This window comes from Snodgrassella communis (genome assembly GCF_914768045.1).
In the GTDB taxonomy this organism is placed as follows: Bacteria; Pseudomonadota; Gammaproteobacteria; order Burkholderiales; family Neisseriaceae; genus Snodgrassella; species Snodgrassella communis.
The window spans coordinates 21,149-44,037 of record NZ_CAJZCD010000012.1 but is presented as its reverse complement, the minus strand read 5'-3'; the positions used below and the strand labels follow the sequence as shown (position 1 = coordinate 44,037).

At 44.1% G+C, this 22,889-nt stretch carries 25 protein-coding genes; 12 read left to right on the top strand and 13 right to left on the bottom strand.

Features of this window, described 5'->3' with window-relative positions; all coding sequences use genetic code 11:
- Positions 1–39: 39 nt before the first annotated feature.
- The 9 genes from atpB to MJ761_RS09790 form a co-directional block, all read right to left on the bottom strand.
- Positions 40–900: a F0F1 ATP synthase subunit A gene (atpB, locus tag MJ761_RS09830; protein ID WP_093092289.1), complete on the bottom strand. Its 861-nt coding sequence runs from the start codon at positions 898–900 to the stop codon at positions 40–42.
- Positions 897–1,241, bottom strand: coding sequence for an ATP synthase subunit I (locus MJ761_RS09825; protein WP_093092291.1), 345 nt, complete (start codon positions 1,239–1,241; stop codon positions 897–899). Before MJ761_RS09825 ends, atpB begins: the two co-directional genes overlap by 4 nt.
- A gap of 199 nt (positions 1,242–1,440) precedes the next feature.
- Complete coding sequence (locus MJ761_RS09820; protein ID WP_093092293.1) at positions 1,441–2,298, bottom strand: ParB/RepB/Spo0J family partition protein; 858 nt, start codon at positions 2,296–2,298, stop codon at positions 1,441–1,443.
- A 60-nt stretch (positions 2,299–2,358) separates the two neighbouring features.
- Positions 2,359–3,144 (bottom strand): ParA family protein, encoded by a 786-nt coding sequence (locus MJ761_RS09815; protein ID WP_093092295.1) that lies wholly within the window; start codon positions 3,142–3,144, stop codon positions 2,359–2,361.
- A complete protein-coding gene (rsmG, locus tag MJ761_RS09810; protein WP_093092297.1) occupies positions 3,141–3,776 on the bottom strand; it encodes a 16S rRNA (guanine(527)-N(7))-methyltransferase RsmG in 636 nt (211 codons plus the stop codon). Before rsmG ends, MJ761_RS09815 begins: the two co-directional genes overlap by 4 nt.
- Positions 3,773–5,662, bottom strand: coding sequence for a tRNA uridine-5-carboxymethylaminomethyl(34) synthesis enzyme MnmG (gene mnmG / locus MJ761_RS09805; RefSeq protein ID WP_093092299.1), 1,890 nt, complete (start codon positions 5,660–5,662; stop codon positions 3,773–3,775). Before mnmG ends, rsmG begins: the two co-directional genes overlap by 4 nt.
- A 153-nt stretch (positions 5,663–5,815) precedes the next feature.
- The gene (locus MJ761_RS09800) at positions 5,816–6,139 is read right to left on the bottom strand and encodes an HlyD family secretion protein (RefSeq protein ID WP_093092301.1); all 324 of its coding nucleotides are present in this window, start codon (positions 6,137–6,139) and stop codon (positions 5,816–5,818) included.
- 23 nt (positions 6,140–6,162) lie between these two features.
- The gene (locus tag MJ761_RS09795; RefSeq protein WP_093092303.1) at positions 6,163–6,606 is read right to left on the bottom strand and encodes a surface-adhesin E family protein; all 444 of its coding nucleotides are present in this window, start codon (positions 6,604–6,606) and stop codon (positions 6,163–6,165) included.
- Positions 6,607–6,949: 343 nt separating this feature from the next.
- Positions 6,950–7,489, bottom strand: coding sequence for a hypothetical protein (locus MJ761_RS09790; protein ID WP_141683425.1), 540 nt, complete (start codon positions 7,487–7,489; stop codon positions 6,950–6,952).
- A gap of 222 nt (positions 7,490–7,711) precedes the next feature.
- On the opposite strand from MJ761_RS09790, the gene recQ reads away from it, so the two are divergent.
- From recQ to MJ761_RS09760, 7 genes are all read left to right on the top strand, one after another.
- A complete protein-coding gene (recQ, locus tag MJ761_RS09785) occupies positions 7,712–9,502 on the top strand; it encodes a DNA helicase RecQ (RefSeq protein ID WP_338054963.1) in 1,791 nt (596 codons plus the stop codon).
- Positions 9,503–9,562: 60 nt separating this feature from the next.
- Positions 9,563–10,378, top strand: a complete 816-nt coding sequence (locus MJ761_RS09780; RefSeq protein WP_093092307.1) for a DUF4184 family protein — start codon at positions 9,563–9,565, stop codon at positions 10,376–10,378.
- A 151-nt stretch (positions 10,379–10,529) separates the two neighbouring features.
- Entirely contained in the window at positions 10,530–10,745 is a 216-nt protein-coding gene (locus MJ761_RS11045) for a PoNe immunity protein domain-containing protein (protein ID WP_093092309.1), read from the top strand.
- 443 nt (positions 10,746–11,188) lie between these two features.
- Complete coding sequence (gene nrdD / locus MJ761_RS09775; RefSeq protein ID WP_093092311.1) at positions 11,189–13,330, top strand: anaerobic ribonucleoside-triphosphate reductase; 2,142 nt, start codon at positions 11,189–11,191, stop codon at positions 13,328–13,330.
- Positions 13,331–13,332: 2 nt separating this feature from the next.
- On the top strand, positions 13,333–13,803 hold the full coding sequence (nrdG, locus tag MJ761_RS09770; protein ID WP_093092471.1) for an anaerobic ribonucleoside-triphosphate reductase-activating protein: 471 nt from the start codon (positions 13,333–13,335) through the stop codon (positions 13,801–13,803).
- Between the two features lie 374 nt (positions 13,804–14,177).
- On the top strand, positions 14,178–14,741 hold the full coding sequence (locus tag MJ761_RS09765; RefSeq protein ID WP_093092313.1) for a hypoxanthine-guanine phosphoribosyltransferase: 564 nt from the start codon (positions 14,178–14,180) through the stop codon (positions 14,739–14,741).
- 432 nt (positions 14,742–15,173) lie between these two features.
- The gene (locus tag MJ761_RS09760) at positions 15,174–15,581 is read left to right on the top strand and encodes a hypothetical protein (RefSeq protein ID WP_141683426.1); all 408 of its coding nucleotides are present in this window, start codon (positions 15,174–15,176) and stop codon (positions 15,579–15,581) included.
- Positions 15,582–16,004: 423 nt separating this feature from the next.
- On the opposite strand, the gene MJ761_RS09755 is transcribed toward MJ761_RS09760, so the two are convergent.
- Both MJ761_RS09755 and argE read right to left on the bottom strand, forming a co-directional pair.
- Positions 16,005–16,403 (bottom strand): cytochrome b562, encoded by a 399-nt coding sequence (locus tag MJ761_RS09755; RefSeq protein ID WP_093092315.1) that lies wholly within the window; start codon positions 16,401–16,403, stop codon positions 16,005–16,007.
- A gap of 176 nt (positions 16,404–16,579) precedes the next feature.
- A complete protein-coding gene (argE, locus tag MJ761_RS09750) occupies positions 16,580–17,737 on the bottom strand; it encodes an acetylornithine deacetylase (RefSeq protein ID WP_093092317.1) in 1,158 nt (385 codons plus the stop codon).
- 129 nt (positions 17,738–17,866) lie between these two features.
- Between argE and MJ761_RS09745 the strand changes: the two genes are divergently transcribed.
- From MJ761_RS09745 to fghA, 5 genes are all read left to right on the top strand, one after another.
- Positions 17,867–18,091, top strand: coding sequence for an RNA-binding S4 domain-containing protein (locus MJ761_RS09745; RefSeq protein WP_093092319.1), 225 nt, complete (start codon positions 17,867–17,869; stop codon positions 18,089–18,091).
- Positions 18,088–18,261, top strand: coding sequence for an oxidoreductase-like domain-containing protein (locus tag MJ761_RS09740; RefSeq protein ID WP_093092321.1), 174 nt, complete (start codon positions 18,088–18,090; stop codon positions 18,259–18,261). The genes MJ761_RS09745 and MJ761_RS09740 overlap by 4 nt, the downstream gene beginning before the upstream one ends.
- Positions 18,258–19,091, top strand: a complete 834-nt coding sequence (locus MJ761_RS09735; protein ID WP_093092323.1) for a PHP domain-containing protein — start codon at positions 18,258–18,260, stop codon at positions 19,089–19,091. Before MJ761_RS09740 ends, MJ761_RS09735 begins: the two co-directional genes overlap by 4 nt.
- A 313-nt stretch (positions 19,092–19,404) precedes the next feature.
- Entirely contained in the window at positions 19,405–20,514 is a 1,110-nt protein-coding gene (locus MJ761_RS09730) for an S-(hydroxymethyl)glutathione dehydrogenase/class III alcohol dehydrogenase (protein ID WP_093092325.1), read from the top strand.
- A 61-nt stretch (positions 20,515–20,575) separates the two neighbouring features.
- The gene (gene fghA, locus MJ761_RS09725) at positions 20,576–21,409 is read left to right on the top strand and encodes an S-formylglutathione hydrolase (protein WP_176715076.1); all 834 of its coding nucleotides are present in this window, start codon (positions 20,576–20,578) and stop codon (positions 21,407–21,409) included.
- A gap of 24 nt (positions 21,410–21,433) precedes the next feature.
- Here fghA and pyrI read toward each other — a convergent pair whose 3' ends face one another.
- Positions 21,434–21,892 carry an aspartate carbamoyltransferase regulatory subunit gene (pyrI, locus tag MJ761_RS09720; protein WP_093092473.1) on the bottom strand — a complete coding sequence of 153 codons (459 nt, stop codon included), beginning with the start codon at positions 21,890–21,892 and terminating at the stop codon, positions 21,434–21,436.
- 7 nt (positions 21,893–21,899) lie between these two features.
- The gene (pyrB, locus tag MJ761_RS09715; protein ID WP_093092329.1) at positions 21,900–22,841 is read right to left on the bottom strand and encodes an aspartate carbamoyltransferase; all 942 of its coding nucleotides are present in this window, start codon (positions 22,839–22,841) and stop codon (positions 21,900–21,902) included.
- Positions 22,842–22,889: the final 48 nt, after the last annotated feature.

Below are 22,889 nucleotides of genomic sequence, written 5' to 3'. Positions count from 1 at the left end.
TAAATAAAAGAAAAGAATACTACAACAAATAAACTACCCTTAATGGGAATCGTGAGCCTGACCCAGATAAACAAAGGTCAGTACCATAAAGAGATACGCCTGCAAGGCTATCACCAGAATATGAAATATAGCCCAGGCCAGACCAGCAATGATTTGCAGGATGAAGAGAACTACATCGCTAACACCGGCAGCACCAGACATACCCCAGGCTCCGCCCATCAAGGCAATAACCATAAACAAAATTTCACCCGCATACATGTTACCGAACAGTCGCATACCGTGCGAGAGGGTTTTTGAAAAGAATTCAATGATATTCATTAAAAAGTTGGGGATGAACAACCAAATCTTATTACCAAATGGCGCGCTAAACAATTCATGTATCCAACCACCCAAACCTTTGATTTTGATGTTATAAACAATACATAGAAACAAAACGGAAATGGCCATGGCCATGGTGGTATTGAGGTCTGCAGTAGGCACGACACGCAGATAGGCATGATGATCGCCTGTGGTATGTTGCCAAGCCCATGGCAACAGATCCACTGGCAACAGATCCATGATATTCATGAACAAAATCCACATAAATACAGTCAATCCCAGCGGGGCTATGATTTTACGGGACTTTTCATTGTGAACCATATCTTTGCAGATACCATCTACAAATTCAATCAGTAATTCTATGGCTGCCTGAAAGCGGGTGGGTACACCTACTTTCATGCGTCGCGCTGCCACAAACAGAATGGCAAAAGCGATAATACCAGTTAGGATGGAGAAAAATAGGGTATCCAGATTAAGAAACGAGAAATCAACCATATTTGTCTGATAATCTGGTGATTTCTGGGTGTAATTGATTAAGTGATGGCTAATATATTCGCCCGGAGTCATCTCTGTGCCGCTCATAGTAACAATCTTTTTCTAAATGTGAACAATCCAGCCTGACTGACCAGTATTAGTCCTGTCAGGTAAGCAAACCAGTTAACAGAAGAATAGCATATATACACCAGCAACATCATCAGGCATATCATGAGAATTTTGCTGATTTCAGCCATTAATAATGTTGCAGGTAATAGCGCCGGTAATTTTTTTGCAGCGATAATGGTTAATATCGCCAGTAATGTAGGTATCAGATAACTCAGTCCACCCAATACTGCTGACCAGATAGCAGAATAATTCCACAACCATGCAGACACAAAAACTGCGACAAACAACATGACTGTTTGCCAAAACATGATTGACTTCATTCTGTTACCCTGAAAAACGCTACGGTAAGCTGCGCTAATATAATCAACTGTTACAATATCGTCAAGTGATTTTGTGAAATTTTGTTAAATAAATTTCCTCTGGTTTATTAATTTTTCTGTGTGTTTTTATAAGGCTATTGCTATCAAAATTAAGACTTATCTAAACAGTTTTTCCTCAAAAAATCTCTTTTTGGTGGATTTATTCCAGCCCCAGTGTTTGTAATATATGACTTAATGTTTCTGGATTATCAAATTGCAGAATAATCCGGCCACTGCGCTGATTTTTGCTTTGTATTTGCACTGGCACTGCAAAACGTTGCTCCAGCTCAGCTTCAATCTGTTGTATTTCGCTACTTTTTTCGGCTGGATGCCGTGTAGCAGTAGTTTCTGGTTTGGTCTGCGCCTGCTGACTGCGGCGCTCTACTTCCCTAACTGACCAGCCATTTTGTGCTGCTTTTTGCGCCAAGTCAATCTGCTGGATAACCGGCAAGGTTAATAAGGCGCGAGCATGCCCCATTTCCAGTTGCCGGCTATACATCAGATCCTGAACTGGCTGAGGCAGATTAAGTAAACGCAGGGTGTTGGAAATACTGCTACGGCTGCGTCCAACTGCTTTGGCAATTGTATCATGGGTGAGGCCAAATTCATCTACCAGACGTTTTAGACCTTGCGCCTCTTCAATTGGATTGAGGTTTTGACGCTGAATATTTTCAATCAGTCCCATTGCCAGCGCAGCTTCATCAGAAATGCTTTTAACGACGACAGGGATTTCTTGCAGTTCTGCCAGTTGCGCTGCGCGCCAGCGTCGCTCACCGGCAATAAGTTCGTATTGTTGCAAGCCCATTTCACGTACAATCACTGGCTGAATAATACCTTGTGCACGTATTGATTCGGCCAGTTCCTGCAATGATTCGTCATCAATCTGTGTTCGTGGCTGGTAACGCCCGGGAATAATATCGGTAATGGCCACTCTGGTTAAACGATCACCACCAGTGATGTCACTGCCTGAACCAAGTAAGGCATCTAATCCTGCGCCCAAACCTTTTGCTTTTACCATATATTACTCTTTAATTTGTTGGTTGATTCTATCTATTTTGTTGATGCCGTTGTTAGGTTGCTAAGGGATTTTATATTTACCTGCTGTACGTGCCAAAATCTCGTCAGCAAGTGCCAGATAAGCTTTAGTACCAGTTGCGCGTGGGTCGTATTGCAATGCCGGCATACCATGACTGGGTGCTTCGGCCAGACGGATATTACGCGGAATAGGTGTAGTGAACAATTTATCTGGAAAGTGGGTGCTTAGCTGCTCATCCACTTGTTTGGCCAGCAGACTACGCGGGTCATATAGTGTACGAACAATGCCAAGTATATCCAGTTGTGGGTTGATTGCCTGACGAATTTTACGCACAGTAGCAATCAGGTCGGAAATACCTTCCAGTGCATAATATTCACATAACATAGGTACGATGATGTGTCTCGCTGCTACTAAACCATTGATGGTAAGTAAGGTTAATGTTGGCGGGCAGTCGATAATAATATAGTCATACTGATCATTTATCTGTGCAAGGGCATTTTTCAGGCGCATTTCACGAGCCAGTTCCTGCACCAATTCCACCTCTGCACCAGCCAGGGCTCGATTAGCAGGCAGTACATCAAAGCCACCATGCTGGGCTGTCATAATAGCGTTACGAACTTCTTCATTCCCCAGCAATACGGCATAAACACCGCTGGTTACGTTGCCTTTGTTAATGCCACTGCCGGTAGTGGCATTACCTTGAGGATCAAGGTCAACAATCAGGACGCTGAATTTTTTTTCTACCAGTGAAGCAGCCAGATTAACGACAGTGGTAGTTTTACCTACTCCACCTTTCTGATTGGCTACGGCAATAATATGTGCACTCATACATGGTCCTTCTTGCGCACCAGCACCATATGGCGTTCTGCATCTAGATGAGGAACGCTGAGTTTGTCTACCTGAACCAATTCTACATTTTCGGGTAGACGCTCAATTTCTTCATATGGATATACGCCTTTCATGGCTGCCCAGTAACCACCTTTTGCCATTAGTTGTTTGGTGATGGTGACAAAGTCGTTTAATTCGGCAAAAGCACGACTGGTAATGACATCGAACTGTTCACCCACCATGGCTTCTACCCGCGCGGTAATCACCTGTACGTTGCTTAATCCCAGCTCAATAACCGCCTGCTGCAAAAATGAGGTTTTTTTGCTGTTGGCATCCAGCAAAGCTACGGGCAAATCTGGGCGCGCTATGGCTACGGGTATACCAGGCATGCCACCACCACTGCCTACGTCAATCAGACCACGTGCATGTTCTATATAAGGCAATAAGGTCAGGCTATCCAGAATATGATGGCTGATGACATCCTGATCGTTACGCAGGGCAGTCAGGTTATAGGTGCTATTCCATTTCTTTAATAATTCTACAAAGGCCAGCAGTTGTAATTGCTGTGGTACTGTTAAGTCGATATTCATTTGCTGCAAACCGTGTTGCAGCATAGTTTTCATGTCACTCATGCTGTTTTTGCTCCCTCAAAACCCCGTTTCAGATGTACCATCAATAATGCTACCGCAGCTGGGGTGATGCCGGATATACGTGAGGCCTGCCCTACTGTTTCGGGTCGGAACTGATTCAGTTTTTGTTGTACTTCAGCAGAAAGGCCTTTCACTAGGGTGTAATCAATGCTAGCTGGCAATTTCAGTTTTTCCAGATTCTGACGGTGGCTGATTTCTTCGTTTTGCCGCGCAATATAGCCTTGATATTTTGCCTGAATTTCTACCTGTTCTGCTGCATCAATATTGAGTATTTCCTGCTGTGCATTTGGTAAAGTCATTAAGCTGGCGTAGCTGATGTTTGGCCGGCGTAGCATGTCCAGCAGACTGGATTCCTTGCTTAATGGTTGTCCCAGTACACGCTGTTGCTCATTCATAGGCAGATTTAGTGGGGTATACCAAGTATGACTTAGGCGTTGCAGTTCGCGCTCTACTGCTTCCTGTTTCTGCTGGAACATTTGCCACTGCTCATCACTCACCAGCCCTACTGCCCGTCCCAGCCCGGTCAGCCGCATATCGGCATTATCTTCACGCAGTTGCAGGCGGTATTCAGCACGACTGGTAAACATGCGATACGGTTCGGTTACACCTTTGGTAATCAAGTCATCGACCAGTACGCCTAAATAAGCCTGATCACGCTGTAACACCAGTGGCTCGGCTTCGCGGGTATAAAGTACGGCATTGGCTCCGGCCAATAATCCTTGGGCAGCAGCCTCTTCGTAACCGGTAGTACCATTAATTTGCCCTGCAAAAAATAGGCCGGCTATACTTTTGGTTTCCAGACTGGCCTTGAGGTTGCGCGGGTCGAAGTAGTCATACTCAATAGCGTATCCGGGGCGCAGGATATGTGCATTTTGTAGACCAGGCATGGAATGTACCAGTTGTAGCTGGATATCAAATGGCAGGCTGGTGGAAATACCATTAGGATAATATTCGTGGGTTGTCAGCCCTTCCGGTTCCAGAAATATCTGGTGACTGTCTTTATCAGCAAAACGGTTGATTTTGTCTTCGATAGATGGACAGTAGCGTGGTCCAACCCCTTCAATCTTGCCGGTAAACATCGGGCTGCGGTCAAACCCGCTGCGAATTATGTCGTGAGTATGACTATTGGTATGGGTAATCCAGCAGGAAATCTGCTGCGGATGCATAGCACGACTGCCACGCACAGAAAATACTGGGACAGGACTATCGCCCGGCTGTTCTTTTAGCCGGGTAAAATCAATGCTGCGTCCATCAATCCGCGGTGGTGTTCCGGTTTTCAGGCGCCCCTGTGGCAAGTTCAATTCTTTGAGACAAGCAGACAGGCGCAGGGCAGCTGGATCGCCGGCACGGCCACCGGCATAGTTTTCCAGACCAATATGAATTTTACCAGACAGAAAGGTACCGGCGGTCAGTACTACTGCTCGACTACGGAATGAAACACCCATTGATGTTATCACGCCAACGGCACGACCATGTTCTACAATAATATCTTCAACCTGCTGCTGGAATAGTTGTAGATTCGGCTGTTTTTCCAGCATGGAACGGATGGCGGCTTTATACAAAAGGCGATCAGCCTGCGCCCGTGTTGCGCGCACTGCTGGTCCTTTAGACGCATTCAGACGCCGAAATTGAATACCACTGTGATCGGCTGCCAATGCCATTGCCCCTCCCAGCGCATCTAGTTCGCGCACTAGATGACCTTTGCCAATGCCACCAATAGACGGATTGCATGACATTTGTCCCAGCGTTTCGATATTATGAGTGAGCAATAATGTATTTGCACCCATGCGTGCAGCAGCCAGTGCTGCCTCTGTACCGGCATGACCACCGCCTACTACAATTACATCGTATTCAATCGGATAATTCATTTTGACAGTAGCTGATTCCATTGCATTGTTTTTAGGCAAAACAACGCTTGAGCAAAATACGGTTATTTTACGCGAATCAATGTCTCTTGTCAGATTGGAGTTTATTCATTTGGAATACAATAAATGACAGATCAGTCAGATTCAAGCATACATTTAATGGTTATGCACCGCTTGCCATGCCGCATCCAGACGTGTGCCAGCAGCCTGTAACTCTGCATCTGCCTGTTGGCGTTGTACATCAATTTGATTAAAATCGCTTTGCAAGCGGGTGACATTGTCTTGTGCATTTTTTAACTGCAATTGCGCCGATTCAAGCTGACTTTGTAGTTGCTGTGCTTTGTTTTGGCTTGCTCTTTGACTGGACAAAGCCGCCTGATAAGCCTTCTGGGCACTGAGCAATTCAATTTCAGCTGCAGATTCTGCCCAAACACTTGTTGCCAAGCACAATAACAAGCATAGACTATATTTCGATTTCATGGTATTCATCCTCTTGTCTTAATTTAATGGCTACATACATATTTATATTGCTGTTGCGCAGCAGAACCATTGGTAATCCCCATTGGTCGTAATTCAGAATCACTGAAATGATCCTGACGAATCAGCTCATTTTTTGCATCAAGCAATTCAACGTCCAGTATCCGGAATTGCTTGCGCTTGCAATCAATCTGGGTAGTGCTTATTGCTGTCTTGTAGGCTGGCGTATTGTTATAATACTGCTGTTTAGGGTTGATTATGGTTTTTCTGTCTCGAAAAGTAACTAAATCATTCTGATGCCTGATGCTGCTACTATCCAGTGCATACTGGACATTACCACTGGCCGAGACACCTAAATTGATCCAACCTCCCTTGGTATCAGTTCGAAGATTGGAGGTGGTATTACATGCAGAAAGCATGAAACCAATAGCCAAGCAGGTTACATAATGACGAAAATAAATGATTTTCATGATTATTCCTTAAAATCGTTAGATACAGAGCATAGCAAATATTACTAAACATTTAAATTAATCTAATGCTTATTATTAATTAGCCTTGGTTAATTAATAATAGAAGACAATTGTGACTTTCAAGTCACTTGTATATATCTCTTGATTAAGCATATCTTATTTGGAAATTAATGAAATTCAGCATTCTAGCCTCTTCAGCTTAAGACTTTTGCATTTTTCAATGTTTGTTAATTTCTATGATCAAGGTCAATGCTGACAGTGGACATTTACTGAATCTCTCTTTTATATTAAGCAGTAGTCTTTAATTAATAGCCCGAATCATCTGCATAAAATTCGCCATGACTTATGAGGCGTCATCCATTTCTGAAGAGATTTCCATTTTTAATTTAACCCTTCTTTTTTTTGCAAAATTCCGCAGCACATTAATAAACCGATTTTCATAGTCATAACGACCATTTCGTTCTGTATGCGCATTTGAAAAAAAGATGCTACCAAATTCCATATAGAAATTTATTTCTTCATTTAATTCAGGATTAGCAAAGAATTTCATATTAAATTCATAAACTAAAAAAAATTTGTGCCACCTATTAATAGACCTAGTGAAAGTGATAGACTTTAAATAGCAAATATCTATTTTCTGTTTCTCAACATAAATAGCACTAGGAGTAAAACTAACCTGCTTTATACGACGTTTTATACTCAAAAATTTTGAATACAAAAAAACAGCAGATATACCAGATACAGCAGATATAACAACTGATTTAATGCTAAATAATGCTATTAGCCCCAAAATGCAGGCAAAAAATAACGAAACACGAGCATAAGCCCTTGAATTGCACCGCCATTCTTTAAAAAAATCCATCGATGTAGTATGGTGTCTCATAAAATTTTCAACCAAAGTGATAAACCGTTTGAATTACACCATAATATCATCAACCCTATTCTATTTAATACTTTGTTATTTTAATTTTCGGAGAAATAACTACGCCTTTTTTCCTGTTATTTTATTCTCCATAGCCTTAGTCACCAACAAATTAAGGTGGTCGGAAATAAATGTAAGTTGCAGTACAATACCTGCTCCAGAGTTAGAGGTAACAGGTGCATTGTGAACCATGCTGAGCAAATTTTACACGATGTTTTCGGCTACCCAGAATTTCGCGGACAACAGGCAGAAATTATTGATACGGTAGCCAGTGGTAATAATGCACTGGTATTGATGCCTACCGGCGCGGGCAAGTCTTTATGTTATCAAATTCCAGCATTAATGCGAGACGGTGTTGCTATCGTGGTATCACCTCTGATTGCGCTGATGCAGGATCAGGTTACAGCTTTAAATATCAATGGCATTGCCGCAGCCTGTGTGCATGGTGGTAGCAGTGGCGAGGAAGTACAGCGCATCTCGGATGAAATCGCTGCCGAGCATTTGCAGCTATTGTACGTGGCTCCGGAACGGCTGGTTATGCCGCGTTTTTTACAGTTTTTACATAATACCCGTATTAGCTTATTTGCAATTGATGAAGCGCATTGTGTCAGTCAGTGGGGGCATGATTTTCGTCCAGAGTATCAACAATTATCTGTGCTGGCAGATGAATTTCCAAACATACCGCGAATTGCATTAACGGCCACTGCCGATAATGCTACTCGTGCCGATATTCAGCACTATTTGGATTTAGCAGATGCACAGGTATTTATTTCCAGCTTTAACCGCCCGAATATAGATTATCAGGTTGTTGAAAAAAATAACGGTAAAAAACAATTGCTACAATTTATCCGCAGCCGGATGTCTGGTGAAAACGGTATTGTTTACTGCTTGTCGCGCAAACGTGTGGAAGATATAGCTGCTTTTCTGAGCGAAAATGGTCTGACTGCTCTGCCTTACCATGCCGGACTGAATTGGGATACCCGGAGCCAGAACCAGCGTCGTTTTACGCAAGAAGATGGCATTATCATAGTGGCTACAGTGGCATTTGGCATGGGCATAGACAAGCCAGATGTGCGTTTTGTTGCCCATCTGGATATGCCGGCAAGTATTGAACATTTTTATCAGGAATCGGGTCGTGCCGGCCGTGATGGTCTGCCAGCCACCAGCTGGCTATGTTATGGACTGAACGACTGGGTATTACTGCGCGAACGGATCCAGCTAGCCGAACGGGATGAAATACAAAAACGCATTGATTTACAAAAGTTAGATGCCATGCTGGCATTTTGCGAAACTGCGGACTGCCGCCGTCAGTTGCTGCTACGCTATTTCGGAGAGGACAGTCAGCCTTGTGGCCATTGCGACAACTGCATTGACCCACCCAGTCGGTTTGATGGTACTGTGCTGGCGCAAAAACTACTTTCCTGCGTGTATCGTGTGGGGCAACGTTTTGCTACTGGCTATGTGATCGATGTTTTACGCGGCCGTGAATCGGAATGGGTACTGCGTTATGGTCATCAGCAATTATCCACCTTTGGCATCGGTCGTGAACTGAGTGTAAAAGAATGGCGCACCGTGGTACGGCAATGTGTTGCTGCCGGCTACCTGAATGTTGATATGGCCAATCAGGCCTTGCAACTAACTGAGCAAGCACGCGCGGTATTAAAGAATCAGCAACAGGTTTGGTTACGTCCTCTGAAATATGATAAAACCAATAACAGCCGCAGTAATGATATCTGGCTACGCACCGAACGCGAAGAACGTCTGTGGCAAACCCTGCGCCGCTGGCGCAAAGAGCGTGCCAGTCAAAACAATGTACCCGCCTATACTATTTTTGCCGACCGTACTTTGCAGGATTTGGTGCAGCATCCTCCGACCACGCTGGCTGATTTAAATCATATTTATGGATTGGGTGAAAGTAAAATCAGAAATTTCGGCACAGATATTCTGGTTTTGTGTCGCGAATGGGCGCAATAACAGCCAGCACATGTTATTCAAACTGCTAACAGATTAACTTATTTTCAAAGTGTCTTTCTTATGCCTTTTACCTTCTCTCATCCGGCCATCATTCTACCTTTGTATCGTTACAGCAAATGGTTTTCCATGACTGGGCTGATTGTTGGCAGCATGTCACCAGATTTTGAATACTATATCCGCATGAGAATGTTCGGCGTATATGGACATGCCTGTTCCGGTATTTGTTTACTCAATATTCTTACCGGACTGGCTGTGGCTTTTATTTTTCATCTCATTATCCGCAATCCGTTAATCCGACATTTGCCGGCCGGTTTACAGCGCCGCTTTAATGTTTATCTGACTTTTAACTGGACACTCTATTTCTGCCGACATTACTTGATTGTTGTCTTTTCACTGTTTCTTGGCAGCCTATCGCATATATTCTGGGATGCATTCACCCATCCATCTGGCTGGTTTGTCAGCCACAGCCTGTGGCTACAGCAGGAAATCACACTGCCATTTTTGCAACCACTTCCTGTCTACAAACTGTTACAGCATGGCAGCTCTGTCACTGGCCTGCTGTGCATTGCTGCGTTTATTTGGTGTATGCCTCAATCAAATCAGCCTGTTATGCAGATTAACTATCGTTACTGGCTGCTGATCGCTGTATTTGCATTAGTGATTGCAAGTACGCGCATCAGTTTCAATCCAGATTGCCTGCGCAGTGGACACTTGATAGTAACAATTATCATGTCACTATTTATTAGCACGATTGTTACTTCCCTATATTTTCACCGTTCTAAGTATCATGAACTTAGTGAACCCAATATAAGTAATACTATTCAAGAAAAGCGCCGACAGCTAAAAACCAATGGTAATCAAAATAAGCCTCATTGAGAATCTAGGGAAAAAGGCATGTCCGAATTTGGACATTAACATCGTCAAGAATTATTAGATGAAGATTTCTATCCATAGGCACAAAAAATTTAATATGGTTAAAAGATACTTAAATTTTTTAGATGGATACTTACAGCGATGATACGATGGATTGCGTAAAGCTGGTTATAAGTATGTTGATAGCCATTTATTTCAGCAAGGCAACTCTCAAGATTATTGTTCATTCTATGGCTATCAGTGTTTTGAAGTGGCAGCAGTAGCGTATATTAAAGAAATTAATGATAACAGTCTGCACCACTTTATCTATTACGCAAAAGATATGGTTAAATACACCCGCAATAACAACAAACAAATGAATATCACATAAATTAACTATAAAGAAAGGATGATCGCCATTGTTACTTTTTTTAGAATAAGCACCTGTAAAGACTAGTGATCATTAATCTCCTCTACCCATTTTTTAAATTAATGAATCTGGGAACCATTGCCATAGAATTCGATATCTATGCCTGCCAGCAAGAAATGACCATTTTTTACACTCCGGTTTAATTTGCATAATTATTTGATTTTTATAAATAAAATAGCCATGTCAATTCTATTTGATGCGCTATGTCAAATAAAAGCGAAAAATGCTGCTTTATTCACTACGCCAATCCCATATATAGTAGAAAAAAAGGCCATAATGGTTCTATTACACTAAATGTAGTATTTATCACATATAAACACCCGAATCAGGCAAATTGTTATTACGTAATAGCAAAGCAGTAACTGCTACCTGTGAGTGCAGGCAGTAGCAGAAGGATAATCAGCATGAAACCCATTGTAATTAAAAGAGATGGCTGTCGCGTACCCTTTAATGCAGCCCGAATTCAGGATGCCATACAGCGAGCCGCCAGTGCCGTACACATTGATGATAATGCCTACTGCGCACAAGTAGCTGCGCGCGTTACCAGTATCATTGCCAGCCGCGAATGCGTAGATATCCATGATATTCAGCAGGCTGTAGAAGACCAGTTAATGGCTGGCCAGTATAAAGAATTGGCACGTGCCTACATTGAGTACCGCCATTCCCGCGATGTGGCACGCGAGTCGCGCGGCCGTCTCAATCGTGAAATTCAGGGACTGGTGGAACAAACCAATTTCAGCCTGCTTAATGAAAATGCCAACAAAGACAGCAAGGTTATTCCCACCCAGCGCGACTTACTCGCCGGTATCGTAGCCAAACACTATGCACAGCAACATCTGTTGCCACGCGACGTGGTACTGGCACATGAACGTGGCGAAATTCATTACCACGATTTGGACTATGCACCTTTTTTCCCGATGTTCAACTGCATGCTGATTGACCTGAACGGCATGCTGACCAATGGTTTCAAAATGGGCAATGCCGAAATCGAGCCACCCAAATCAATTGCCACCGCTACTGCCGTTACTGCGCAAATTATTGCTCAGGTAGCCAGCCATATTTACGGTGGCAGCACCATCAACCGTATCGATGAAGTACTGGCACCCTTTGTTCGTGCCAGCTACAACAAACATCTTGCTGTTGCAACAGAATGGCAGATTGCCGATATTGAGGCTTATGCCCGCAACCGTACTGAAAAAGAATGCTACGATGCATTCCAATCACTGGAATACGAAGTTAACACCCTGCATACCGCCAATGGTCAGACACCCTTTGTCACTTTTGGCTTTGGTTTAGGCACCAGCTGGGAAAGCCGGCTGATACAAACCGCTATTTTGCACAATCGTCTGGCCGGCTTGGGCAAAAACGGCAAAACAGCAGTTTTTCCGAAACTGGTATTTAGCATTAAAGACGGCATTAACCACAAGGCCGAAGACATTAACTACGACATTAAGCAGCTGGCTCTGGAGTGTGCTTCCAAACGCATGTATCCCGATATTCTCAACTATGATCAGGTAGTAGCGGTTACCGGTTCCTTCAAAACCCCAATGGGCTGCCGTAGCTTTCTGGGCGTCTACGAAGAAAATGGTGAACAAATTCACGAAGGGCGTAACAATCTGGGCGTCATCAGCCTCAACCTGCCGCGTATTGCCATTGAAGCCAAACATGACGAAGCACGCTTTTGGCAACTACTGGATGAGCGCCTGCAACTATGCCGTACCGCACTGATGACGCGCATTGCCCGTTTTGAAAACGTCAAAGCACGAGTTGCACCGATTCTGTATATGGAAGGTGCCTGTGGCGTACGCCTGAATGCCGATGATTCAGTAGCGCAGATATTTAAAAATGGCCGTGCCTCTATTTCACTGGGCTATATTGGTCTGCATGAAACCATCAATGCTCTATATGGCAGCGATTGCCACGTCTTTGATAGCGAAACCTTACGCCAGAAAGCCATTGCCATCGTGCAGAAACTGCGCACTACTGCCGACCAGTGGAAAGCTGAAACCGGCTATGGCTTCAGCCTGTACAGCACCCCAAGTGAAAACCTGTGCGACCGCTTCTGCCGTCTTGATACCGCTGAATTCGGTGTGATTAGCGGTGTAACCGACAAAGGCTACTACACCAACAGCTTTCATCTGGACGTAGAGAAAAAAGTAAACCCATACGACAAAATCGACTTTGAGACACCTTATCCGACAATAGCCAGTGGTGGCTTCATCTGCTACGGTGAGTATCCCAATCTGCAACACAACCTCAAGGCACTAGAAGACGTGTGGGACTACAGCTATCGCCATGTACCTTATTACGGCACCAACACGCCCATCGATGAATGCTACGATTGTGGCTTCAGTGGTGAATTTTCCTGTACCAGCAAAGGCTTTGTCTGTCCAAAATGTGGCAACCACGACCCAGCACGTGTATCTGTTACCCGCCGCGTCTGTGGCTATCTGGGCAGCCCTGATTCACGCCCATTTAACGCTGGCAAACAGGAAGAAGTTAAACGGCGGGTCAAACATCTCAACCAACAATGTGGCGCGCTGTAAACATGAATTACCACCAGTATTATCCAGTTGACGTAGTCAACGGCCCCGGTACCCGCTGCACTCTGTTTGTAGCCGGCTGCGAACATAAATGCCGCGGCTGCTATAACGCCACCACATGGCGTGTAGATTCCGGCAAACCGTTCGACCAACAACTGGAAGATCGCATCATCAGCGACCTCAACGACAGCCGCATTGTGCGTCAGGGTCTGTCGCTAACCGGCGGCGACCCATTACATCCACACAATCTGAATACCATCCTGCATCTGGTTAAACGAGTACGGCAGGAAACCATCGGTAAAGATATCTGGTTGTGGACTGGCTACACACTGACTGAATTATCATCCGAACAAATGCAGATTGTTAAACAAATTAATACCTTGATTGATGGAAAATTTGTTGAAAAACTAAAAGACCCTTCACTTGTCTGGCGTGGCAGCAGCAACCAGAAAATTCATTACTTGCGCCCTGCATAACCCAAGCGTTCTGCACCATTGCGATTGACTGACTACACCCATCCGATCACAACGGTGCATTTTCTTATTTTGGCCAGAAAAATTACATTAACAAACCAGACTGTTATCAATATCTCTCATCCGCAGACTGCCCGCAACCACCAGAAATCGCATAAAATACGCGTCTTGCAAGTAAATTTGAGGATAATTGATCTTTTAGCTGTATAAAACTAATAAATCTCATTAACCTTAGTGCGGCCAACATCACCATAGCAGCACAAATTTACTCAATTAAACTGCAACCAACGCCACCAGCTTCTATCCTGTGCATATTACTGGCCAGCCTACAGTGGCAAAACAGTTTTACCTTACGCAGACAAACATGGAAAACGCCAATGAGCACAATTGATTTAACTGCCAAACGCGCCGAAACTCAGGCAATGCTGGATAAAGCAGACTTGCTGTTTGACCGTAGCACCTGTGAAACCAGACTGGAACAGATGGCAGCGGACATCACCGCTGCACTGAGTGACAAATATCCGTTGGTATTACCAGTAATGGGTGGGGCTGTGGTTTTTACCGGCAAATTATTGCCATTGCTGCGTTTTCCGCTGGATTTCGATTACATCCATATTTCACGTTATGGTGACAAACTTCAGGGTGGTAGCTATCAGTGGCAGCGTGCTCCGCAAAACGCCGTAGCAGGACGCCATATTCTGGTACTGGATGATATTCTCGATGAAGGCCATACTCTGGCCGCAGTGAAAAAAGAAATACTGGAAATGGGCGCAGCCAGCTGTTCTACAGCCGTTTTTGCCAACAAACTGATCGGCAAAGACAAACCGATTGCGGCCGATTTTGTTGGACTGGATGTCCCTAATCGCTATGTATTTGGCTATGGCATGGATGCCGAAGGCAAATGGCGCAATCTGGATGAAATTTACGCGCTGGCTGAATAATAATTACTGTGCCACGGTAATTTAGTCATACCGTGGTTCTATATTAATCAATCCAGCAAAAGATTGTACAGACAACAAATTTACAAATGAGCGGAAGCTAAACGTTAAAATTCTTATAAATAACAAAGTTTCACACAGTGATATTCTAAATTTAGCTTAGCATTATAAATAAAGAGTTTGAGGCTTGCCCATAGGATCTATACATCTGCCAAATCGCTTGATAAATCGACTATTCTGCTAATTCAAAGACAAATTTCAATTTTAAATATGTGGCATATTTAAATTGCATTAATATAATAATATGGTACAATTTCCGTATAACTACCACTTAATTCATCGACAAAACAAGTTTTACCCTAAACTTACAATGACTTTAATATTTGTTTTTATAATTACATTTATTACTAATTTAAATATTAATTTAACTCATTCTTGACAAATATAATTATCCCCCAGTATCATGATCAGGCTGTATTAAATAGTACGGCCAGCTCTGGAAGGCTGTTTTATCAGACAGATAAACCACTAATATTTTTTATATTGTGGTGTTTTGTATTCTGTTCACCAAGTCATTGGCATACCTTTCCCATGGTAGACAATGGCAGGGAGGCTTTACGCCTGCCGGTTCTGATTAACGGTCTTCCAGCCTTGCCATTCTTCTGCCGCCCCATGCGTCTGGAAGCGCATAGCGGTTTGGTTAGAATAATCAGGAAGGGCAGTGTTTATGACTACTTTTGTGGCGGGAAGCCGCCATTTGGAAGCGTACATGTTACGCCTGTTTCCTCCTTCGATGATTTTAATGAACAATGCGCAGACTTCATCGAAGTCCTATTACATTGATCTGCGTGAAAACAATTCTTTTAAACCTGATACATACTCATTTATCAGATATAAACTGAATTAGCTTAAAAACTGATTATTTAACGGTTAAACTTGGCAGTATGACTGATTGAATATCCTAATCGTTAATGACATAATTGGTTTTTATAACATTGTATTTATTAAGTTTAGTATTTTTTGAATTAATCGCTACAGTTTTCTGAGTGTAGCAAAGGGGGTGAAGAAATGTTTCAAAAAGGAATTTACCTAAAGAATTCTGGGTAATGTCAGTACAGCATCACTAATTCTGGTCATTATCCATTACCGCTTTGTTTGTCTATGTTTCCTGGTTCTTTAGCTTTTAAGGGGCGGAACCAGGCTTTTTGCATTCTATATCTGTATTATTTTCATTTTGATATATCAAAGACCTAATCTATAGCTATTTCAGCGCTTCATCGCCGCATGCCCTTCATCGCGTAATTGCAGTATCTTTTTACCTTCCATTTTGGCCTGCGCCATTTTTCCTGCATTAACCAGCCTACTGGTTTTATCGATCTCAGCAATTAACTTATCTACTTCAGACTGATACAGCCGTAATTTAAGATTATTCGCCGCAGCGTTTGTCAGCCCGTATGGTTTTTGCGCCCGAGCCGCCACAGCAGCAGTACGCATACTGGCTAAAGCCTTGCTGGCATCAGCCACTGTTTGCGCCGCATTAAAGCGCGCATAGCTCATCGTAATCGCATTCATATATACATTTACTTCATTAGCCTGTACAACCATATTGGATAGCATCAAGGATAATAACAATATCCCTGTAGGCAAAATGCGTTTCGTTGTCATCTGATTTTCCTGTTATTCGGTTATTATCAGCCAGTAATCAAACCACCAAGTATATTTAGTAGCGCAGTGTTAATGTTTTCAATTATATTGACAGCCAGCATACACCTAATAAAATATTTTTAACAACAACATGCTATTATGTAGCACAAATCAAAAGTATCGCTTTAATACAAATGTTACAGACTTTGCGCCTGAATCAGCCTGTGCAAGAAATGGTCACAACGATTCAGCTGCTCCAGTTCAATATATTCATTGGCTTTGTGTGCCACTGTAATACTGCCGGGACCACACACTACCGTACTGATACCACTATTCTGAAACTGTCCACCTTCGGTAACATAGGCAACTTTAGCGCGCTGATCCGTATCCACCAGTTGGTTAATTAAAGCATATAACTGCTGATTATCCACATCATTCAAGGCCGGTACCTGTACATTATGCGTTAGTTTAATTGTTGCCTCTGGTGCAACTGCCTGCATGGCTGGCAAGAGCTCAGTTGTTATATAGTGCTCAACTGGTTTAATCAGTTCTTCAACTGTCATATGCGGCAGATTGCGGTAATCAAATTCAAAAGCACAGTAGTCAGGCACAATATTGATGGCCGTACCACCCCGAATCAGGCCAGTAGATACTGTAGCAAACGGTACATCAAAAGCATGATCTAAATCAGCCCGCTGCTGTAACTGTTGCGCCAACTGGTTGATAAATACAATCAGGCGAGCAGCATACTCAATTGCATTCACGCCATTAGGTGTAAGCGAAGAATGGGCATTCTTACCGTGTACTTCACAACAGAACGTATGGATACCTTTGTGAGCCACCACCATCTGCATAGATGTGGGTTCACCCACAATACAAGATTGTGGCTGCAAACCCCGCTTCTCCAGCTCCGCCAACATAATCGGCGCACCGAGACAGCCAATTTCTTCATCAAAAGACAAGGCGATATGTAATGGCCTTTTCAATCTGGCTGCCTGCATGGCCGGAACCGCGGCGAGCACACTGGCAATAAAACCTTTCATGTCACTGCTACCGCGACCATAAACACAACCATCACGCACATCAGCCACAAACGGATCAGAAAGCCAGTCTTGTCCGTCTACCGGCACTACATCAGTATGACCAGAAAACACCAGCCCGCCTGAGGTACTACCGTCAGATGCAGCAATGGTTACAAACAAATTAGCTTTGTCGCCGCTTACATTATGTGCCAGCCATGGCGACAGTTTCCTGCTTTCTAGATAACTGGCCACATGATTAATCAAGGCCAAATTACTCTGACGGCTAGTAGTATCAAAAGCAATGAGTTGACGTAACCAGTCAAGGGTATCCACAACAATTCTCCGGTAAATTCTGCTTTAACCATAACATATTTTATGCGCCTAGCGTAGCCACTCCAGCATACAATATTCTGCTTGAAGCAGATAATCGCTACAATAGCCATTTATTTAAAGGCACAACAGATGAAACAGCAATTCGATTTAGCCGGACATCCTTATATTGCATTATGTGATTTACTTAAACTGGCCGGACTGGCAGAAAGCGGCGGACGTGCCAAACAACTGATTACAGAAGGCAAAGTACTGCGCAATCACCAGCCGGAAACACGCAAAACAGCAAAAATTGTTGTTGGTGACTGTATCCAGCTAGCGGACAATGAAATCTGCATTATTAATAGTCAGGCATGAATACTCCAGAATTATTAACTGCGCCCGTGCCACCGGAAGACGGAGAGTGCTGCAACAACGATTGTGGCGATGCCTGTGTCTGGCAGGTTTATTACCGCGAAAAAGCCGCCTATCAAGCACAGCAGACGCAACCGGCCACATCATCTTATACAGCTGGAAATAACCCATGAGTATCGACTTACATTGCCATTCTACTGTTTCCGATGGCGCCCTGACACCAGCAGAAATTGTACAGCGAGCGCAAGCCAATGGCTGTACACTCCTAGCACTGACAGACCACGACCACACCGGTGGTGTGGCTGCTGCACGTTTACAGGCAACGCAAGCAGGAATAACTTTAATTAATGGCGTGGAAGTATCAGTAAGCTGGCGTGGGCGCACCATTCATATAGTTGGCCTGAATATCGCACTGGAAGACGAAAGATTGCAAACCCTGCTCCAGCGTCTGCGCAGTGGCCGCCTGCAACGTTTACAGAGCATTGCCGAGAAGCTGGCCAAAAAGGGTATTAGTGGTGCTTATGAAGGTACACTGGCACTGGCTACCAATATAGATATGGTGACACGAACCCATATTGCTGATTTTCTAGTCAATACTGGCCATGTAAACAAAAAAGCGGATGCTTTCCGCAAATATCTGGGCGATGGTAAATCTTGTAGCGTCAAACATCAGTGGGCGGAACTGACTGAGGTTGTCGCTGCTATCCGGCACGCTGGTGGTATTGCTGTAATCGCACACCCAATGCGCTATGATCTGTCGGCTACTGCCCGTCGCAATCTGTTTAGTGATTTTAAGGCCTGTGGTGGTACAGCTATAGAGGTACACAGTGGACGTTCCAGCCAGAACGACCGTCTGAACTATGCCTTACTGGCACAACAATTCGGATTTCTAGCCAGTTGCGGCAGTGATTTTCACCGCGATGGTGATTTTGGCGGTGGTTTGATTGGCTGCTGCCCGCCATTACCACCAATATGCCAGCCAGTGTGGACGAATTTTACTTAATCATCACCGCAAAGTCAGCGACATTCAAGTCAATGAAAAACATTGATTTTGCTTTATTCTAAACAAAGAATGACCATATATCACAATACTGACAAAAACCCAAACTATACAAATCCAGATATTACTCTAACCCCCCGACTGATTTTTTAATCAATACCTATTATTGATAAAATAACCATTCCAGCAACTTAAGCCTTTAACACTCACATGCAGCCGAAGATTAATTATAAATGTGAGACTGTTACAGCAAGTATGATAACCGTCTACCTGCTATCATTTCACTCAAACCAACTATTTGCCAACAGGATAAATCATGAAATCTCGTGCCGCAGTTGCTTTCGCCCCAGGTGAAGCATTGAAAATTGTTGAAGTAGATGTCGCACCACCCAAGGCAGGTGAAGTACTGGTTAAAATCACTCATACCGGTGTATGCCATACTGATGCATTCACGCTCTCGGGTGCTGATCCAGAAGGCGTATTTCCTGCCATTCTTGGTCATGAAGGTGCAGGGATTGTCGTGGAAGTTGGTGAGGGCGTAACCTCGGTCAAACCGGGAGATCATGTTATTCCCCTGTACACCGCTGAGTGTGGCAAATGCTTATTCTGCCTTTCAGGAAAAACCAACCTCTGTACCGCAGTACGAGCCACGCAGGGCAAAGGACTGATGCCGGACGGTACTACGCGCTTTTCCTATCAGGGACAGCCGATTTATCACTACATGGGCTGCTCTACTTTCAGCGAATATACCGTAGTGGCGGAAGTATCGCTAGCCAAAATCAATCCTGAGGCCAGACATGAGCAGGTGTGCCTGCTTGGCTGTGGGGTAACTACCGGTATTGGTGCAGTACACAATACAGCGAAGGTACAGGCTGGCGATACGGTTGCCGTATTCGGACTAGGTGGCATCGGGCTGGCCGTGGTACAGGGTGCGCGACAGGCTAATGCCGGACGGATTATTGCAATTGATACTAATCCGGCCAAATTCGCACTAGCCAAACATTTTGGTGCCACCGAATGTATCAATCCGCATGATTATCAGGAACCAATACAGCAGGTCATTATCCGCCTGACTGAATGGGGCGTAGACCATAGCTTTGAATGTATCGGCAATGTGGACGTAATGCGTGCAGCATTGGAATGCGCACACCGTGGCTGGGGACAAAGTATTATTATTGGCGTAGCAGGCGCCGGTCAGGAAATAAGCACACGGCCTTTTCAGCTGGTTACCGGCCGTGTATGGAAAGGTTCTGCATTTGGTGGAGTTAAAGGCCGTTCGCAACTACCGGGTATGGTAGAAGAAGCGATGCAGGGCAAAATTGAGTTATCACCATTTATCACCCATACCTTACCACTATCAGCTATCAATCAGGCTTTTGAGCTGATGCATACCGGTGAATCCATACGTACCGTTATTTACTACTAAACAAAAGTGTGCACATAATCTATTTACATTAAACCAACGCAGATAAACTGAAATGCCTGAAATCACCCTGCTGGCTACCCACCAACTATTTAACGGCGAACAACGACGCTATCGGCATTACAGTCGCTATAACCAGTGCGACATGACTTTTTCCGTGTACCTGCCATCACGTGCCTTACAGGGCTACCGACTACCTGTAGTGTACTGTTTAGGCGGGCTTACCTGTACCGATGAAAATTTTTCCATTAAGAGTGGTGCACAGCGTTTTGCTGCTGAATGGGGCATAGTACTGGTCATGCCGGATACCAGCCCGCGAGGCACAAATGTTGCCAATGCTGATATCTACAGTTTGGGACAAGGTGCCGGATTTTACGTTAATGCCACTCAACAACCATGGGTTCAGCACTATCAGATGTACGATTATGTAGTGACAGAACTGCCCGAACTCATCGAAAAGCATTTTCCGGTCAATGAGCAGCGTAGTCTGTGTGGGCACAGCATGGGTGGACATGGTGCATTGATGATTGCCCTGAAAAACCCACAGCGTTATCTCGCGGTATCGGCATTTGCTCCTATTGCTCATCCGATTGCCGGAACATGGGGTCAAGAAGCATTTACCGCCTATCTGGGAAAGAATCAGGCAGACTGGGCTATATATGACAGCACTGAGCTGATCAGCCAAAATCCGCCACCATTCCCCATTCTTATTGATCAGGGCAGTGTGGACGAATACTACCCAGCGCAATTACACCCACAAGACTTCGTTCAGGCAGCCAGATTCAAAGGCGTTAATATCCGTTATCACCTGCGCAAAAATTACGATCACAGTTACTATTTTGTTAGCACGTTTATCGAAAGCCATATCAGCTTTCATGCTGAAGCATTCGGATTATAAATCAACAGTCGAGCAGAGTAACAACTAAGCTTCAACTACCAATTCCCGTGCAAACGTTTTTTCGCAATAATGACAACGCAAACGTGTTTCGCCATGACTAACCCGCACCGAAAAATGACTCTGTACCGGTTCATCATGACTGGCACAATTACTGTTCGGACAACGAAACACTTCAGTAATACTTTCTGGCAAAGAAAGTGTGCGTTTGCGTACCACACAAAAATTTTCGATATCATTAACAGTGGCCTGTGGTGCAAACAGAGCTAAGCGGTTGGCAGCAGCATCATCGAGAAATTGGCCAGATATTTTAATAATATCCTTGCTGCCACTAGAATGGCTGCTCAGATTAAACCCCACAGTAACCGCATTACCAGAATGCAGCAACCTGAACTGGCGCAAAATGGTCAATCCCTGCCCTACCGGAATGTGATCAATTACTGTGCCGTCTTTTATTGCCTCAACACTCAGCTTGGTCTGATTCATCATCTGTTTATCCTTTTACACTGATTGCATCAATATGTTCATTCAGAATAGCTGCCAGAATAGCCTGACGCGCATACATCCCATTATTCGCCTGCTGAAAGTAATAGGCATGAATACTATTATCAACATCCGCATGAATCTCATCCACACGCGGTAAAGGATGCAGAATACGCATATTTGGTTTGGCCTGTTTCAGCATAGCAGCACACAGGCTAAAGTGACCACTGATTCTGGCAAATTCCTGTTCATCAAAACGCTCACGCTGGATACGAGTCATATACAGAATATCAGCCCATGCCAGTGCCTCTTCCAGACTGTCGGAAGTCCGATAGGCTACACCGTTAATATCCAGCTGTTCACAAATATAGACCGGCATCGCCAGCGTTGGCGGAGCAACAAATATAAACTCACAACCCCAACGGCTAAGTGCCTGCGCCAGTGAATGAACCGTACGGCCATATTTTAAATCGCCCACCAAAGCAATTTTTAAATTTTGCAAACGCCCCTGAGTTTCATATATCGTGACCAAATCAAGCAGCGTTTGCGACGGATGCTGATTGGTTCCATCACCAGCATTAATTACCGGTACATGAGCAAATTCACTTACCACACGCGCTGCACCATCTTTCGGATGACGCATCACAATTGCATCTGCATAATTACTGATAATCCGTGCAGTATCTGCCAGCGTTTCCCCTTTTTTAGCACTGGTATTGGCTCCATCGGCAAAGCCGATAACCTTACCGCCTAACCGTTGAATAGCCGTTTCAAATGATAAGCGGGTGCGGGTAGATGGCTCAAAAAAACACGAACCAATCAAACGTCCATGCAATAAATCAGCCTGTGGCTGCTGTTTTAACTGCAAAGCAAGCACCAGCAAAAATTCCAGTTGCGCAGTAGATAAATCATTAACAGAAATGAAATGTTGGCGATACAGCGGATTATCCATAATTTAACCTTCAGCATTTATCAATAGGCACAAAAAAACCCGTATATA

Excerpts from the sequence above, each read along its gene's own strand:
- atpB (WP_093092289.1), bottom strand. The coding sequence starts at position 900 with ATGAGCGGCACAGAGATGACTCCGGGCGAATATATTAGCCATCACTTA.
- MJ761_RS09825 (WP_093092291.1), bottom strand. The coding sequence starts at position 1,241 with ATGAAGTCAATCATGTTTTGGCAAACAGTCATGTTGTTTGTCGCAGTT.
- MJ761_RS09820 (WP_093092293.1), bottom strand. The coding sequence starts at position 2,298 with ATGGTAAAAGCAAAAGGTTTGGGCGCAGGATTAGATGCCTTACTTGGT.
- MJ761_RS09815 (WP_093092295.1), bottom strand. The coding sequence starts at position 3,144 with ATGAGTGCACATATTATTGCCGTAGCCAATCAGAAAGGTGGAGTAGGT.
- rsmG (WP_093092297.1), bottom strand. The coding sequence starts at position 3,776 with ATGAGTGACATGAAAACTATGCTGCAACACGGTTTGCAGCAAATGAAT.
- mnmG (WP_093092299.1), bottom strand. The coding sequence starts at position 5,662 with ATGAATTATCCGATTGAATACGATGTAATTGTAGTAGGCGGTGGTCAT.
- MJ761_RS09800 (WP_093092301.1), bottom strand. The coding sequence starts at position 6,139 with ATGAAATCGAAATATAGTCTATGCTTGTTATTGTGCTTGGCAACAAGT.
- MJ761_RS09795 (WP_093092303.1), bottom strand. The coding sequence starts at position 6,606 with ATGAAAATCATTTATTTTCGTCATTATGTAACCTGCTTGGCTATTGGT.
- MJ761_RS09790 (WP_141683425.1), bottom strand. The coding sequence starts at position 7,489 with ATGAGACACCATACTACATCGATGGATTTTTTTAAAGAATGGCGGTGC.
- MJ761_RS09780 (WP_093092307.1), top strand. The coding sequence starts at position 9,563 with ATGCCTTTTACCTTCTCTCATCCGGCCATCATTCTACCTTTGTATCGT.
- nrdD (WP_093092311.1), top strand. The coding sequence starts at position 11,189 with ATGAAACCCATTGTAATTAAAAGAGATGGCTGTCGCGTACCCTTTAAT.
- nrdG (WP_093092471.1), top strand. The coding sequence starts at position 13,333 with ATGAATTACCACCAGTATTATCCAGTTGACGTAGTCAACGGCCCCGGT.
- MJ761_RS09765 (WP_093092313.1), top strand. The coding sequence starts at position 14,178 with ATGAGCACAATTGATTTAACTGCCAAACGCGCCGAAACTCAGGCAATG.
- MJ761_RS09755 (WP_093092315.1), bottom strand. The coding sequence starts at position 16,403 with ATGACAACGAAACGCATTTTGCCTACAGGGATATTGTTATTATCCTTG.
- MJ761_RS09745 (WP_093092319.1), top strand. The coding sequence starts at position 17,867 with ATGAAACAGCAATTCGATTTAGCCGGACATCCTTATATTGCATTATGT.
- MJ761_RS09740 (WP_093092321.1), top strand. The coding sequence starts at position 18,088 with ATGAATACTCCAGAATTATTAACTGCGCCCGTGCCACCGGAAGACGGA.
- MJ761_RS09735 (WP_093092323.1), top strand. The coding sequence starts at position 18,258 with ATGAGTATCGACTTACATTGCCATTCTACTGTTTCCGATGGCGCCCTG.
- MJ761_RS09730 (WP_093092325.1), top strand. The coding sequence starts at position 19,405 with ATGAAATCTCGTGCCGCAGTTGCTTTCGCCCCAGGTGAAGCATTGAAA.
- pyrI (WP_093092473.1), bottom strand. The coding sequence starts at position 21,892 with ATGAATCAGACCAAGCTGAGTGTTGAGGCAATAAAAGACGGCACAGTA.
- pyrB (WP_093092329.1), bottom strand. The coding sequence starts at position 22,841 with ATGGATAATCCGCTGTATCGCCAACATTTCATTTCTGTTAATGATTTA.